Source organism: Nocardioides sp. 503 (assembly GCF_004522095.1).
Taxonomy (GTDB): Bacteria; Actinomycetota; Actinomycetes; order Propionibacteriales; family Nocardioidaceae; genus Nocardioides.
Window position 1 is genome coordinate 931,326 of sequence record NZ_SPUI01000003.1, and the last position, 14,866, is coordinate 946,191.

Annotated in this window: 11 protein-coding genes; 3 read left to right on the plus strand and 8 right to left on the minus strand. The window is 70.0% G+C overall.

The genetic code is table 11. From position 1 onward, the window contains the following. Window positions 1-161: 161 nt before the first annotated feature. The 5 genes from E4622_RS11685 to E4622_RS11705 all read right to left on the minus strand — a co-directional run bounded on the left by E4622_RS11685 (window position 162) and on the right by E4622_RS11705 (window position 6,111). Window positions 162-989: a hypothetical protein gene (locus E4622_RS11685; RefSeq protein WP_134740346.1), complete on the minus strand. Its 828-nt coding sequence runs from the start codon at window positions 987-989 to the stop codon at window positions 162-164. A 367-nt stretch (window positions 990-1,356) separates the two neighbouring features. Continuing rightward, window positions 1,357-2,121, minus strand: coding sequence for an ATP-binding cassette domain-containing protein (locus E4622_RS11690; protein WP_134740796.1), 765 nt, complete (start codon window positions 2,119-2,121; stop codon window positions 1,357-1,359). A gap of 2 nt (window positions 2,122-2,123) precedes the next feature. Further along, entirely contained in the window at window positions 2,124-3,998 is a 1,875-nt protein-coding gene (locus E4622_RS11695; protein WP_134740347.1) for a branched-chain amino acid ABC transporter ATP-binding protein/permease, read from the minus strand. Next, window positions 3,995-4,879 carry a branched-chain amino acid ABC transporter permease gene (locus E4622_RS11700; protein ID WP_134740348.1) on the minus strand — a complete coding sequence of 295 codons (885 nt, stop codon included), beginning with the start codon at window positions 4,877-4,879 and terminating at the stop codon, window positions 3,995-3,997. Before E4622_RS11700 ends, E4622_RS11695 begins: the two co-directional genes overlap by 4 nt. Next, complete coding sequence (locus tag E4622_RS11705) at window positions 4,879-6,111, minus strand: amino acid ABC transporter substrate-binding protein (RefSeq protein ID WP_134740349.1); 1,233 nt, start codon at window positions 6,109-6,111, stop codon at window positions 4,879-4,881. The genes E4622_RS11700 and E4622_RS11705 overlap by 1 nt, the downstream gene beginning before the upstream one ends. Before the next feature lie 199 nt (window positions 6,112-6,310). Between E4622_RS11705 and E4622_RS11710 the strand changes: the two genes are divergently transcribed. Both E4622_RS11710 and E4622_RS11715 read left to right on the plus strand, forming a co-directional pair. Continuing rightward, on the plus strand, window positions 6,311-7,858 hold the full coding sequence (locus tag E4622_RS11710; protein WP_167736055.1) for an NAD(P)/FAD-dependent oxidoreductase: 1,548 nt from the start codon (window positions 6,311-6,313) through the stop codon (window positions 7,856-7,858). Window positions 7,859-7,958: 100 nt separating this feature from the next. After that, the gene (locus tag E4622_RS11715) at window positions 7,959-9,440 is read left to right on the plus strand and encodes an ATP-binding protein (protein ID WP_134740351.1); all 1,482 of its coding nucleotides are present in this window, start codon (window positions 7,959-7,961) and stop codon (window positions 9,438-9,440) included. Window positions 9,441-9,449: 9 nt separating this feature from the next. Here E4622_RS11715 and E4622_RS11720 read toward each other — a convergent pair whose 3' ends face one another. Next, a complete protein-coding gene (locus E4622_RS11720; protein WP_134740352.1) occupies window positions 9,450-10,259 on the minus strand; it encodes an endonuclease/exonuclease/phosphatase family protein in 810 nt (269 codons plus the stop codon). A gap of 239 nt (window positions 10,260-10,498) precedes the next feature. Here E4622_RS11720 and E4622_RS11725 point away from each other — a divergent pair, with 239 nt between their 5' ends. Continuing rightward, window positions 10,499-11,758, plus strand: coding sequence for a hypothetical protein (locus E4622_RS11725; RefSeq protein ID WP_134740353.1), 1,260 nt, complete (start codon window positions 10,499-10,501; stop codon window positions 11,756-11,758). A gap of 115 nt (window positions 11,759-11,873) precedes the next feature. Here E4622_RS11725 and E4622_RS11730 read toward each other — a convergent pair whose 3' ends face one another. Both E4622_RS11730 and E4622_RS11735 read right to left on the minus strand, forming a co-directional pair. After that, on the minus strand, window positions 11,874-13,100 hold the full coding sequence (locus E4622_RS11730) for an HNH endonuclease signature motif containing protein (protein WP_134740354.1): 1,227 nt from the start codon (window positions 13,098-13,100) through the stop codon (window positions 11,874-11,876). A gap of 460 nt (window positions 13,101-13,560) precedes the next feature. Then, window positions 13,561-14,865, minus strand: coding sequence for a dihydrolipoamide acetyltransferase family protein (locus tag E4622_RS11735; protein ID WP_134740355.1), 1,305 nt, complete (start codon window positions 14,863-14,865; stop codon window positions 13,561-13,563). Between the last annotated feature and the right edge of the window lies 1 nt (window position 14,866).

Here is a 14,866-nt window from a genome sequence, read left to right on the forward strand (position 1 = left end):
CCACCGACTCAAGGAGTTGCGCGGGCCCGTGCCATATGGCGCATATCGATGACCCCAGTGGGGTCCGAAATCGACGCGATTCGCCCGTCTGAGTGGCGCGCATGCTTCGGCGAACAAGCTCGAGGCACCTGCGTCTCGGCCACGCTGTGCGGGGGCCCTCTTCAGCGGTGGCGGCCGAGGAACTCCACGATCGCCTCGAGCGCCTGGCTCTGGACGCCGTCAACCTGGGGGACGCCGTGCTGGTCGGACTCGGGGTAGATGTAGCCGTGGACGTCGTGGTCCCAGGTGCGCCACTCGGCGTCGGCGCGCTTCTCGGCCAGGAGCTCGTAGGTGAGGCGGAAGATGCCCTGGAGCTCGTCGGTGTCGCGGCCGATCACCAGCACCGGGATGTCGACGCCGTCGAGACGCGCGGAGACCTCGGTGTGGTCGGTGATGCGGGCGCGGGCAAGCTCGGTGCTGCGCATCTCGAGACTCTCGATGTCGCGCAGGCCGTTGACGCTGGTGACGGTCGACTCTGCGGCCAGGCCGAGGGTGAGCACCTCGTGGGAGGCCGGCTCGGCCGCAATGCCGGCGCGCAGCAGACCGCCGTACTGGGAGCAGAGCTTGAAGAGCATCTCGCCGGCATGGCTGACGCCGAGGTGGAAGAGGCGGTCGGCGTCGATGTCCGGGTGCTCGGCGACGTGGCGGAGGACGGAGACCTCGTCCTCGTACTCCAGCGGCGCGCGGTTCATCAGGTCCATGCCCTGGCGGGTCTCGACGTGGAGGCGGCCGCCGTGCTCGTAGCCCAGGTCGACCTCGGTGCGGTAGCGGGCCCAGGCGCAGGCGTAGCCGGCCTCGAGCAGTACGTCGGTGACGTGGCGGAAGCGGTGAACGCGGTCGAGGAGCCAGTCGATGCCGCCGCCGCCGTTGCCGTAGGCGATGTAGACGAAGGGGTGCGGGCCGGGGCCCTTCGGGAGGCGGAGGGCGTAGGGGGTGTAGAGGCCGTCCATGGTCTCGGCTAGGAGGATCTCCGCTGGGCTGTCGGAGTTTGGGAGGTGCTCGACTAGAAGCGGGTCGTGCGCACCGGGGGTCCGTGACATTGGCGTCCTCTCAGTTGCGGCGGGTGGTTTCGAGGCTCGCTGCGCTCGCACCTCAACCACCGGAGTGAGCGGTTGAGGTTGGCGTGCGGGTGCGGGGGTCTCGACGGGCGCTCGCTGGCGCTCGCTGCTCGACCACACCGGTTGGTGGTTTCGAGACGGGACTTCGTCCCTCCTCAACCTCCGGGGGTTGCGTTGGCGCGCAGGTGCGGGGTCTCGACGGGCGCTCGCTGGCGCTCGCTTCTCGACCACCGGTTTCGAGACGGGACTTCGTCCCTCCTCAACCTCCGGGGACGACGGAGATGTCGGGGGTCTTCTCGCTTTCCGCGCCGCTCACGGTGCCGCCGAAGTACATCTGGGCGATGTGGGGGTCGGAGAGGATGGAGGCGGCGTCGCGTTGGGTGACGACCTTGCCGGACTCCATGACGATGCCGTCGGTGGCCATCTTCATGCCGAAGCGGACGTTCTGCTCGACGATGAGGATGGTCTTGCCGGCCTCGCGCAGGACCATGACGGAGTCGTAGAGGGCCTGGAGGGCCTTGGGGTCGAGGCCGAGCGAGGGCTCGTCGAGGAGCAGCAGGACCGGGTCCAGCATCAGTGAGCGGGCGAACTCCACCATGCGGCGCTGGCCGCCGGAGAGGTTGCCGGCGTTGTCGTTGGAGCGGTCGGCGACGATCGGGAACAGGTCGGCGACGGCGTCGTAGCGCTTCTTCACCAGCGCCTTGTCGCGGCGGATGATGTAGGCGCCGAGCATGACGTTCTCCCGCACGCTCATGTTGGCGAAGAGCGCGTTGGACTGCGGGACCTGGGAGATGCCCTGGTGCAGGATCTGCGAGGTCGACATCTGGTCGATCCGCTCGCCCTTGAGGCGCACCTCGCCGAGGCGCGGGGTGAGCAGGCCGCTGACGGTCTTGAGGACCGTCGACTTGCCGGCGCCGTTGGGGCCGACGATGCAGGCGCAGCCGCCCTCCGCGACGGTGATGTCGACGCCCTGGAGGACGTCGCCGCCGCCGTAGCCGGCGACGACGCCGGAGATCTCGAGCATGTTCACGGGGTGCCCGCCTTCTCCTCGAGCTGGAAGTCGTCGCCGAGGTAGGCGTCGATCACGGCCGGGTCGTTCTGGATCTCATGGGCGTCGCCGGTGGCCATCCGCTTGCCGCGTGCGAGCACGTGGATCGGGTCGCACAGGCCCAGGATGAACGGCATGTTGTGCTCGACGATGAGGAAGGTCTTCCCGTAGGAGTTGAGCTCGCGGATCATCTCCGACATCCGGTCGATGAGCACCGGGTTGATGCCGCCGGCGGGCTCGTCGAGCAGGATCACCTTCGGGTCGAGCATCAGGATCTGCGCCAGCTCGACCAGCTTCTGCTGGCCGTAGGACAGCGCGTGCGCCTTCTGGTCACGGAAGGCCCGCATGCCGACGTACTCCAGCAGCTCCTCGGCAGCGCGGCCCTCGGCGCCGCTGACGGCGACCTTGCCGAGCCCGGCGACGGAGAAGGAGCGCTGCGCGGCGACGACGTTCTCGAGCACGGTCATCTCGCCGAAGAGGCGGGTGAGCTGGAAGGTACGACCCAGGCCGCGGTGGGCCCGCGACCAGGACGGCAGCCTGTCGATGCGCTCGCCGGCCAGCCAGATCTCGCCGGAGTCGGCGGCGATCGTGTTGTCGATGAGGTTGAAGATCGTGGTCTTGCCCGAGCCGTTGGGTCCGATGAGGCCGGTGATCGACCCCTCCGGTACGGCGAACGACGCGCCGTCCACGGCCTGCACGCCGCCGAACGCCTTGCGCAGGTCCTTGACCTCCAGCAGGGGCCGGTCGGGGATCTGGCTGCGGTCGACGAGCTGCACCCGGTCGGTGATCGAGGCGAGGCTGCCGCCGGAGCCGATGCGGGCGCCGACGAGGCCGGCCTTGCCCGCCGTACGACGCCGCATGAGCAGCGACTCGATCGCCGGGAGGATGCCCTTGGGCAGGAAGATCACGACCACGACGAGCAGACCGCCGAAGAGGAACAGCCGGACGTTGCCGCCGCCGAGGTCGTTGTTGGCGTACTCGTTGAGGTACTCGATCAGGAACGCGCCGATGACCGGGCCCCACAGCGTGGCCTTGCCGCCGATGAGCAGCGAGAGGACGAGCTGGACGCTCAGCAGGATGCTGAACATGCCGCGCGGGTCGATGAACGTCAGGTAGTAGCCGTAGACGCCGCCGGCCATGCCGACGAAGAACGTGCTCATCACGAACGCCGTGATCTTCTGCACCGGCAGGTTGATGCCGATGGTGGCGGCCTTGGTCTCGTCCTCGCGGATGGCGATGAGGCCCATGCCGAGCTTGGTGCGGCGGATCCACCACGTCATCAGCAGCTGGGCGCCGAGGATCGCGCACAGGACGTAGTAGAACGGCCAGTTCATGATGTCGCGGTCCCACGTGGGCAGCGGCAGGGTGAGCCCGGCCGTGCCGTTGGTGAGCGAGACCCAGTTGACCGCGATCACCTGCACGAGGAACAGGAAGGCGACCGTGATGATGACGAACGCCGGCCCGCGCGAGCGCAGCGAGACGAAGCCGAGCACGAGGGCGACCAGGCCGGCGACGACGCCGGCGGCCGGGATCCACCACCAGACGGTGACGTCCTCGTTGCGCGCGGCGAGCACGCCGACGGTGTAGCCGCCGAGGCCCAGGAAGGCACCCTGGCCCAGCGAGATGTAGCCGGCGAAGCCGGAGATGATGTTGAGCCCGCTGGTGCCGACCGCGAAGATCAGCGACAGGATGATCATGTTCTGGTAATAGATGTCGTCGCTCAGCACCGGGTAGGCGAGGAGCAGGACACCCGCGACCAGCGCGATCGCGCGGCCGATCCAGATCGGCTCGAGGAAGCTGCGCTTGCCCTCCGTGGGGGCGGACTGCTCCGCCGTGTCGGTCGTGGCGGTCATGCCATCACCGCGTCTTCCCTCATGCGCGTGCCGAGCAGCCCCTGAGGGCGGACCAGCAGCACGGCGAACACGATCGCGTAGGGCACCGCGGTGGCCCACGACGGCGACACGTAGGCCGACGTCATGGTCTCGGCGACACCGAAGAGCAGCGCGCCGAGCACGGCGCCGTTGAGGCTGCCCATGCCGCCGAGGACGACGATGGCCAGCAGGCGGGCGATCCACTGGTAGTGCGAGCCGGGCACGAACGGGTAGAGGATGCCGGTGATGGCGCCTCCGGCCCCGGCCGCGGCGATGCCGAGCGCGAAGACCAGCGCGGCGACCGAGGTGACCTTGATGCCGACGAGCTCCGCCGAGGACGGGTTGATCGCGGCGGCCCGGATCGCGCGGCCCAGCCAGGTCTTGGTGAGGATCGCCCACAGGGCGACCAGCACCAGGACCGCGACCAGACCGCCGTACAGCTGGGCCTTGGGGAGGTAGAGACCGGCGAACGCGAACGACTCGTCGCCGTACGACGGACGGATCGCGGTCGAGTTGTTCCCCCAGATCTCCCCCATCGCTCCTTCGACCACCAGCGCCAACCCGAAGGTGAGCAGCACCGTCGAGGCCATGGGCGCCGTGCGGATCGGCGCCACCAGGACCTTGTAGGTGACCCACCCGAGCGCGCCGATGACCGGCGTCGTGATCAGGATCGCGAGCAGCGGGTCGATCCCGAGCACGTCCCAGAGGGTGTAGGTGATGAAGGAGGCCAGGACCAGGAAGGCACCGTGGGCGATGTTGATCACCCGCATGACGCCGAAGATCAGCGTCAGCCCGCCGGCTGCGAGGGCGTAGACGCCCCCGAGCAGGATCCCGAGGAGGAGGTTCTGGAGGAACTCGGTCATCAGCCGGCGCCACCCGGGGTCCAGCCCGGCTTGATCTCGGCCGTGGAGGCGTCCGGCGGGAGCACGATCTGCGCCTTGCCGTCCTGCCACTGGCCGATCAGGAAGTCACCGGTCGGGCTGCCGTCGTCGTTCCAGGACAGGGGGCCCAGGATCGTGTCCACCTCGTTCTCGCGCAGCCAGTCGGCCATGGCCTCCTGGTCCTCGATGTCCCCGACGGCCTCGACGGCCGCCTGCAGGACCTGCGCCGCAGCGTAGGCGTCGGCGGCGTCCTCGGGGACCTCGGCCGTGCCGTACATCTCCTCGTACTTGGCGACGAACTCGGCGTTGCCGGTCGTGTCGGCGTCCGGGGAGTGGCTGACGGCGTAGAGGACGCCCTCGGTGTTCTCCGCGCCGATGCCCTCGACGTACTGCTGACCGAACGACGGCGCGTTGGTCTCGTAGAACATCTCGGGCGTGAAGTCGGCCTTGAGCATGGAGCGGGTCAGGCCGATGCCGTCCTCGAACTGCGCGCCGTGGACGACCAGGTCGGGGTCGGCGCTCTTCATGGCGTTGACGATCGTGTCGAAGTTCTTCGTGTCGATCGCGTAGGTCTCCTCGTAGACGGTCTCGATGCCCGCCTCCTCGAGGATCTTCTGGATGCCGGCGACGTTGGGCGCGGCGAACGGGTCGTCGAGGGTGGGGTAGGCCGCGGTCTTGGGGCGCTCGGCCTCCGGGAGGGCGGCGACGTACTCGGCGAAGACCTTGCCCTGCTTGTCGGAGGTCGACTGCTGGGCGAAGAAGAGGTACTTGAAGTCGCGGCTGAACATGTCGGGCGACCCGCCGGCCGGCTCGACGTAGAGCATCTGGTTCTTCTCGGCGACCGCGGAGGCCGGCAGGTTGAGCAGCGAGGAGAAGGTCCCGAGGAGGAGGTCCACCTTGTCCTGCGCGATCAGCGCGTTGTAGTCCGAGACGATCGTGTTCTGGTTGGAGGCGTCGTCCTTGATCTTGAGCTCGACGTCGCGGTCGAGGAGACCGCCGTCGGCGTTGACCATCTCCTTCCAGACCTGGTAGCCCTGCTCGGCTGCGGTGCCGGGCTGGGAGAACTCACCGGTCAGCGGCAGGGAGCTGCCGATGACGATCGCGCCGTCGGAGTCACCGCCCCCGGAGTCGCCGCCGCAGGCGGCCAGCGCGACGGCCAGCACCCCTGCCGTGGTCGTGGCCAGGACGCCACGGCGGATCGAGACGTAGGACATAGTTCCTCCTCGGTGAAGCACACCTTCGTGTCGCAATCGATTGCGGCCAGGTCAGTCTTGTGAGTGGGACCACACCTGTCAAGCATCTGGGCGCAATCCGTGCGGAATGGTGACCTGAGCGCGACTGACGCCGCGGCGCCCGCGTCGTGCTCGGTTGCAGAAGGTTGCAAACGGTTGTAGTGGCGTGCCACTCTCCCCCATGCCCGAAACCCTGCCCGACGCCGCCGACGTGGTCGTCGTCGGCGCCGGCCACAACTCGCTGGTCTGCGCCGCCTACCTCGCCCGCGCGGGCCTGGAGGTGCTGGTCCTGGAGGCCAACCCCACGCCCGGGGGCAACACCCGCACCGAGCCGCTGACGCTGCCCGGCTTCGCCCACGACTCGTGCAGCAGCGCGCACGTGCTCATCCAGGGCAACCCGCTGGTCCGCGACGACGAGCTGGGGCTCGTGACCGAGCAGGGGTTGTCCTACCTGACCACCGACCCCGCCGTCGTGCTGCCGCAGCCCGACGGCGACGTGCTCGTGATGCGCCCCGACCTGGAGGGCACCTGCGCGGAGATCGCGCGCTGGTCGCCCGAGGACGCCGACGCCTTCCGGACCCTGGTCACCGAGTGGCGCGGCGGGCTCGCCGCCGCGCACGGGCGCTGGAGCTCGCTGCTCCCCCAGCCCGACGACGAGGCGTCGCGGCGCTACCTCGCGCTGCGCGAGGAGTCGGCCTGGGACGTGGTGCACGCGCGCTTCACGCACCCGGTCGTGCGCTCGTTCATGCTGTGGATGGCGATGGCGACGATCCAGGACCCGCGCCGACCGGGCACCGGATTCCTGCCCTCCTCGCTCGCGGCCGGCCGGCTCGACTTCGGCTGGACCACCCCGCTCGGCGGCAGCCAGGCGCTGCCCGACGCGCTGATCCGCATCATCACCGCGCACGGCGGGCGCGTCGTCTGCGACGCACCCGTCTCGGGCGTGGAGGCCGACGCCGACGGCGTACGTCGCGTGGTGGTCGCCTCCGGGGAGTCCGTGCGCGTCGGGCGGGCGGTCGTCGCGGGCGGCCACCTCGCCAAGCTCGGCGGGATGCTCACCGGCGTCGCGCCCACCCCCGACCTCGTGCAGGCCGCCGAGACCTGGCGCCCCGGGCTCTCGGTCTTCGCCGTGCACGCCGCCCTGCGCGCCGACCTGACCTTCGGCCCCGACGCGATCACAAGCGCGGCGGCGGGCTACGGCACGTCCGACGGCTTCGCGCGCCACCTCGACCGCCACCACGCCGGCGAGCTCGACGCCGAGGACCCGTGGCTGCTGGTGGTCAACCAGACCGCGGTCGACCCGTCCCGCGCGCCGGCCGGCCAGGCGACGTTCAAGATCCTCACGATCGCGCCGTACACGCTCGCCTCCGGCGAGGACTGGGCCGACGTCAAGGACGCCTACGGCGCCCGGCTCCTCGAGATCGTGCGCGAGCGCTGCGGCGGCCTGGCGCCCGAGGACATCCTGGCGCTGCGCTGCGAGTCGCCGGTCGACGTGAGCCTGCACAACCCGCACAACGTCGGCGGCTCCTGCCACGGCGGGGAGTTCCTGCTCGACGGCCAGGTCGTCCCGGGCTGGCTGCGCTACGACACCGACGTACCGGGGCTGTTCCTCACCGGCGCCACCACGCACCCCGGCGGCTCGGTCTCGGGGCGGCCCGGTCGCAACGCGGCGCGCACCGTCCTGACGTCGCTGGGGCTGGACCCGCTGGACGTGATGGGACCCGGCTGACCTGCGACTTCATCCGGGAAGTGCCCCCACCGGGTGCCTGCGTCCCCTACGGTGGACCTCGTCATCCAGGGTGCGGTGCTGAGGGCGTGAGGGGTGCTGGGTGCAGGGCTCCTCCGACAGCTCCGACCTGTGGAACCTCACGCTGCAGCACTCGCCGATCGGCATGGCGCTGGTGGCGCCGGACGGTCGCCTGCTGCGGGTGAACCCGGCGATGGGCGACATGCTCGGCTACGACGTCGCCGAGCTGTCGCAGCGCGGCTTCCAGGAGATCACGCATCCCGACGACCTCGCCGACGACCTCGCGCTGGTGCAGCGCTGCCTGGCGGGCGATCTCGACTCCTTCCGGCTGCGCAAGCGCTACCTGCACCGCGACGGCCGGGTGGTGTGGGGTGACCTGTCCGCGGCGCTGGTGCGCGGAGCGGACGGCACGCCGCTGCACTTCATCTCCCAGATCCTCGACGTCACCGAGCAGCAGGAGCAGCAGGAGCGGCTCACCGCCGCCAACGCCGACCTCGAGCGCGAGCGGCAGGTGCTGGAGGCGATCTTCGAGACGGTGGGGGTCGGACTGCTGCTGATCGGCCGGGACGGGCGCTACGAGCGGATGAACCGCCGGCACGCGGAGACCATGCTGCTGGCGTTCCCCGACGGCCACGACGGGATGGCGGGACAGCTCGGCGCCGTCTACCAGCTCGACGGGCGGACCCCGATGACCCAAGAGGAGATGCCGTCGTACCGCGCCACCCAGGGCGAGGAGTTCGACGACTACGCCTACTGGGTCGGCGACGACCCGCTCACGCGGTCCGCCTACTCGACGTCCGCGCGGCAGGTGCGCAGCGCGGCGGGCGAGAAGCTCGGCGCGGCGCTGGCCTACCAGGACATCACCGACCTGATGCGGGCGATGCAGGTGAGGGACGAGTTCGTGTCGTCGGTGTCCCACGAGCTGCGGACGCCGCTGACCTCGGTGCTCGGCTACCTCGAGATCATCGGCAGCCGTCAGGACCTGCCGGCCGACGTCACCGCGCAGCTGCGGGTCGTCCAGCGCAACGCCGCGCGCCTCGAGACCCTGGTGTCCGACCTCCTGCACGTCGGCGAGCTGGGCGAGGGCCGGCTCCCGCTGCAGCGCGACGCGGTCGACCTCGCCGCCGTCGTACGGCACGCCGTCGAGGCCGCGCGGGCCCTGGCCTCCCGCTCCGGGGTGACGCTCGAGCTCGACGCACCCGAGCACCTCGGCGCGCTGCTCGACGAGCAGCGCATCCGCCAGGTCGTCGACAACCTGCTCTCGAACGCCGTGAAGTACAGCCGGTCCGGCGGCTCGGTCTCGGTCGCCCTGCGGCGAGGCGAGGACAGCGACGAGCTCGAGGTGCGCGACACGGGCATCGGCATCGCGCCCGGCGAGGTCGACCACGTCTTCGACCGGTTCTTCCGCGGCGGCGAGGCCCTCCAGCAGCAGATCCCCGGCACGGGCCTCGGCCTCAACATCGTCGGCTCGATCGTGTCCGCCCACGGCGGCGAGGTCTCGCTGAGCAGCGAGCTGGGGGTGGGCAGCACGTTCCGCGTCACGCTGCCGCACCGGGACGGCTGAGCGCTGCCCTCAGGCATCGGGTGCGCTCAGCTCCGCCACGACACCGGCGTGGTCGCTGGTCCACACGCCGTCCCTCGGCGCGTCGAGCAGCAGGTCGCAGGAGTCGATCCGGAGGCTGGGGCCGTGCGGCCCGCAGCGCACCCACACGTAGTCGATGCGCCGCCCCGTCTCCCTCGGCCAGCTGCCGGTCGTGACCAGCGGGTTGGTGGCGCTGAAGGTGTGGCCTGACTCGCCGGGGTGCGCGGTGGACCAGGCGTCGAGGTAGGCCACGCTCGCCCCCTCCAGGGACTGCAGCCCCGCCCAGAAGCGCATGCTCGCGGAGTCGGGCGTCGCGTCGAAGTCGCCGGCGAGCACGACGTGGCCTCCGCGCTGTCGCCGCAGCTCCTCGAGGCGGGCCGCCATGCCGACCGCCTGGAGCTCGCGCTCGCGCTCGTGGCCCAGGCGGGACGACGGCTTCGGACTGGCGAACCACAGCGCGCCGTACGGCGGCGGCGCCTCCACCCGCGCCGCCAGGAGTGACCCGGGGAACTCGCGCGGGTCGACGCGGTCGGTGACCAGGAAGTCCTGCTCCACCACCTCGACCAGCGGCCACCTGCTGGCCAGGGACATGCCGGTGCCGTCGCTCTCGCGGCGCCACTGGTGGGCCACGTACAGGTCCGGGCCGAGCAGATCGGTGACCTGGTCGTCGTGGTCGGTGACCACGGTCTCCTGGAGCGCGAGCAGGTCGGGTTGGAGCTCGGTCAGCGTCTTGCGCAGGACCTCGCGGCGGGCGGCCCAGTCACCGTGGCGCGCCCAGATGCTCATGGTCACGACCCGCATGCGGTCACCACCTCCGTGGCTGCGTGCTCATGACGATCGCCGAGATCGTCGTCGCTCGTCCGGTACCCGGCGTGCGGGCTCCGGAGTCTCACGAATCTGTCCAGAGCGAGCTCGCGGTTCAGCAATCGCGGCCCCACGGTGCGCCCAGGCCCGTAGTGTCACCGCGCGGAGCAAGGCGGACCAGTTAGTCGTCGGAGCATCCTGGCGGTCTGTTCGTCAGGAACAACAAGGAGCCCAGGATGGACAACGAAGTTGAACTGCTGAGTGACGGCGACGGCCTCGCCGTCATCGGAGAGCCAACGGCCGTCCAAGGCTTCCTGGCAACCCTGGGCTTGCCCTCGACCGAGCTCAAACTTTCGCGCCTAAGCGCGGTTCTTGGCATGGGATCGGCCGGCCTGCAATCAGCCACGGCACACATAGCCGCCGCGCCGGCGGTCGACTCTGCTCGCTGGGTGCGGCTGACTGAAGAATCTGCGCGCAAGGTCAACGAATTCGGCTTGATGCCCACCTCAGAGTCCGGGGTCAGTCACGCGATGATCGGCAAGCCTGGCGCCATCCAGTCGTGGATCAAGCTCGACAAGGGGCCGGGGCAACTCCCGGCGAACCCCAGGATGCTCGCTGGGACACCCGCGCTCATGGCCCAGCTCGCGATGCAACAGGCCATGAACGAGGTCACGGACTACCTGGCTGTCATCGACGCCAAGCTCGACGACGTCCTCCGAGCCCAGAAGGACTCCGTGCTTGCGCAGATGATCGGCACCGGGCTGCAGATCGACGAGGCCATGACCATCCGTCAGCACGTCGGGCACGTCAATGAGGTGACCTGGTCCAAGGTCCAGGCCTCCGCAGGCACCATCGCAGACACCCAGGCGTACGCCCTGCTCCAGCTCGACGCGCTTGCAGAGAAGCTGGAGCGAAAGTCGACGATCGCAGACCTGATGAAGACGGCCAACGACACCGCCGCCAAGACTCGAGACTGGCTCGCAGTGCTAGCGCGCTGCTTTCAGCTGCAGGACGCCATCGCCATCCTCGAGCTCGACCGCGTTCTCGAGACCGCACCCGACGACCTCGCAGGTCACCGCCTAGGACTGAAGGCCGCTCGCCACGAACGTCTTGACACGATCGCCCGCAGCACCGAGCGGCTCCTGACTCGGATGGAGACTGCTGCCGCGACTGCCAACTCGAAGGTTCTCTTCAACCCGATCCAGTCGCCTGCCGTCGTTCAGGCAAGCACCAGCGTCACAACGTCCATCGGTGACTTTCATGAGCGACTCGGCATCGACACGGCCGAGCACAACGTCGAGGCGCGGCGTTGGGCTGTCGCCGCGGCAGAGGTACGCGACTTGGCACGCGCAAAGGGAGCCGACGCTGTCGACACCGGCAAGCGCCTGGGCGTGGAGACCCGACAGCGTGCCGGATCAGCCACAGGCAAGATTGCCAACCGAGTCGCCGATCGCGCTCGACGTCGACGAGAGCCGAAGGACGACACGCAAATCTAGGCAACCCGGGAGCATTTCGCGACCTCCCCGGCGTAGCCGTCCACCCCGCTTTCGACTGGACTGAGTGAACGCGTCGTACGCCGCGAACCGAGATCACCTCCCTACTCGTGGTGCCTCACTCCCGCTTGTGGAAGGAGACCTTGCCGCCGGGGTGGTGGGTCATGACGTAGCCGGGGTGGTGGGCCAGGGGGTGGTGGCCGGTGCAGAGGAGCCCGCCGCGCTCGACCGAGGTGCTGCCGCCCTGGGACCAGGGGTCGAGGTGGTGGGCGTGACACCACGCCGAGGGCCGGTCACAGCCCAGGGCGATGCAGCCGCCGTCGCGGACGGCCATCGCGATCCTCTGGGCCTTGGTGTGGAACCGCATCCTGCGCCCGACGTCGAGGACCTGGGACTTCCCACCCAGGACGACGGGGATGACACCTGCCTCGCACGCCATGCGCCGGGCGAGGCCGGGGCTGATCGGGGTGCCGGTGTCGAGGTGTGCTGCCTTCAGCCCACCCATGAGGGTCTCCAGGGTCATGGTGACCACGACGGTGGCGTCCATCCCACCGGCTTGCGGGAGCTTCTTGGTGGGGAAGCGGTTGAGGTACTCGATGAACGCGAGCCCCATCCCGTGCGGGGTCGAGCCTTCGCCGCCTGCTTTGGGTGCGGCGAGGGCGTCGAGTGGCTTGCGGAGCTTGTCGGCCTGATGGGTCGGGATCGAGAACCGGCCGTGGGTGGTGCCGTGGCCGTCGTCGTGCATCGTGAACCTGGCCTTGGCCTCGGCCTTGCGCTCCTGTGCCTCGAGCTGGCGGGCGGTCTCGGCTTCGCCGACCTCGGGGGCGAGGACCTCCAGGACGTGCAGGCCCAGGACGCGAAGGCGCTTGGCGTCGAAGTGCGCCGCCTCGGCGAGGAGGTGGTCACGGGCCTGGTCCTTGACCGTCGTGCCGACGTCGTCGGGCAGCGCGTCGACTGCTTCGACGATCACCTTCGCCTGGTCGGCGAGGATGTGGCCCTTGGCGAGGCTCTCTTCGACCGGGGCATGGCCGTCGAGGGCTTTGGCGAGCTTCATCTTCGACGCGGCGTCGCGTTGGGTCAGGTGGGTCTGGTTGGCCCAGTAGACCGCCGTCGACGTCGCGCCTTCGGAGGTGCCCACCTCGCAGCGATCGGCGTGAGCGGCCAGGCGGAGCTCGAGCTCATCTGCCTGGGCGTTGAGGCGGGTCGTCTCGACGAGAGTGTCGGCGGCCTCCTCGGGGGTCATGGACCACAGCGGGGTCTCGTTGAGCTCGGCGAGCTCGGCCCGGAGGCGCGCCACCTTCTGCGCCACGGGGTGGCTCGGCGGGTGGGTGGCGGGGCTGCTCATGGGTCTACTCAAGCAGCCACCACCGACAGTGAGGGGCCGAAAAGACCGGTTATCCACAGGGTGTGGAGGGTAAGTGGCCTTCTTTCTCTGATTTTACTTTAGGCCCTTGGGTTGGGGTGGTTTCGAGGCTCGCTGCGCTCGCGCCTCAACCACCGGAAGCTGGCAGCGGCGCGCGAGCACTGCCCACCTCGTCCCCGTCAATGCCAACCACCGCGACCACCGCGGCGCCGTACGGCGCCACCGATTCACCACAGGAGGTGACCAGAGGTGCGGGGTCTCGACGGGCGCTCCTCGCTGGCGCTCGTCGCTGCTCGACCACCGGAGGTGGTTTCGAGACGGGACTTCGTCCCTCCTCAACCACCGAACTCACCCCCGCACCCGAGCGCCTGCCTCGACGCATGGGGTCTCGACGGGCGCTCGTCGCTGGCGCTCCTCACTGCTCGACCACCGGCGGTGGGGGTCAGGCCAGGGCTCGGGCCGGGTGCTCCAGGAGGTCGACGAAGGCCTTCAGCCACTGGGCGGCGACGACGCCGTCGACGGGGCGGTGGTCGACCGAGAGGGTGACCTTGAGGGTCTTGCCGACGACGAGCTGGCCGTCCTGGACCACGGGCTCGTCACGGACCGCGCCGACGGCGAGGATCGCGGCGTGGGGCGGGTTGATGATGGCGGCGAAGTCCTCGACGGCGTACATGCCGAGGTTGGTGACGCTGATCGTGCCGCCCTCGAGCTCGTCCTGCTTGAGCTTGCCGTCGCGTGCCCGGGTCGCCAGGTCCTGGACCTTCGCGGCCAGGGCGCGCACCGTCAGCGACGGGACGTCGCGGACGACCGGGGTGACCAGGCCGCGCTCGGTGGCGACGGCGACCGCGATGTCGACCGAGTGCGGGCGGCGTACGGCGTCGTCGGTCCAGGTCGCGTTCATCTCCGGGACCGCCAGGTGGGCGCCGGCCACGGCCTTGAGGACGAGGTCGTTGAGGGAGATCCGGACGTCGGCACCCTCGTTGATCTCGGAGCGCAGCGCGACCAGGCGGTCGGCGCGGATGGTGGCGCGCAGGTAGAAGTGGGGCGCCTCGCGCTTGCTCTGCTGGAGCCTCGCCGCGATCGCTTCCCTGAGTCGGGTGTGGGGGATCTCGTCGTAGCCGGTCGAGGTGGAGGCGGAGGTGGTCGCGGGCGTTGGTTTCGAGACAGGACTTCGTCCTTCCTCAACCAACGGGGCCGCGGCTTCGGTGATGCGGGCGGCGAGGGCGGCCTCGACGTCGCGGCGCAGGACGCGGTTGCGGGGACCGGTGCCGGGGATGTCCTCCAGCGCGAGGCCGGCGTCCTTGGCGATCTTGCGGGCCAGGGGGCTGGAGAAGATCCTTCCGACGGGGTTTGGTTTCGAGACAGGACTTCGTCCTTCCTCAACCAACGGCGTACGTCCTTCCTCAACCACCGGCGCCTCGACGTCGGCCATGACCGGGGCGCCGGACTCGGGGTCCTGGTCGATGCCGAGGTCGCCGAGGATCGCGCCCAGGTCGGTGATCTCCTCGCCGACGGCGGCGAGGACCGCGATCGGGGCGCCGACGTCGGTGAGCTGACCGCCGGGGACGAGGAGCTTGAGCAGGGTGCCGTCGGAGTCGGCCTCGATGTCGACGAGGGCCTTCTCGGTCTCGACGGTCGCCAGGGCGTCGCCGGCAGAGAAGGTGGCGCCCTCGGCGAGCAGCCACTCGGTGAGGACGGCCTCGGTCGCGGCGGCCGCGACCTCGGGCATGCGCAGGACGGTCGCCACG

Coding starts and splice junctions, on each gene's coding strand:
- E4622_RS11685 (WP_134740346.1), bottom strand. CDS start 989: ATGGACGGCCTCTACACCCCCTACGCCCTCCGCCTCCCGAAGGGCCCC.
- E4622_RS11690 (WP_134740796.1), bottom strand. CDS start 2,121: ATGCTCGAGATCTCCGGCGTCGTCGCCGGCTACGGCGGCGGCGACGTC.
- E4622_RS11695 (WP_134740347.1), bottom strand. CDS start 3,998: ATGACCGCCACGACCGACACGGCGGAGCAGTCCGCCCCCACGGAGGGC.
- E4622_RS11700 (WP_134740348.1), bottom strand. CDS start 4,879: ATGACCGAGTTCCTCCAGAACCTCCTCCTCGGGATCCTGCTCGGGGGC.
- E4622_RS11705 (WP_134740349.1), bottom strand. CDS start 6,111: ATGTCCTACGTCTCGATCCGCCGTGGCGTCCTGGCCACGACCACGGCA.
- E4622_RS11710 (WP_167736055.1), top strand. CDS start 6,311: ATGCCCGAAACCCTGCCCGACGCCGCCGACGTGGTCGTCGTCGGCGCC.
- E4622_RS11720 (WP_134740352.1), bottom strand. CDS start 10,259: ATGCGGGTCGTGACCATGAGCATCTGGGCGCGCCACGGTGACTGGGCC.
- E4622_RS11725 (WP_134740353.1), top strand. CDS start 10,499: ATGGACAACGAAGTTGAACTGCTGAGTGACGGCGACGGCCTCGCCGTC.
- E4622_RS11730 (WP_134740354.1), bottom strand. CDS start 13,100: ATGAGCAGCCCCGCCACCCACCCGCCGAGCCACCCCGTGGCGCAGAAG.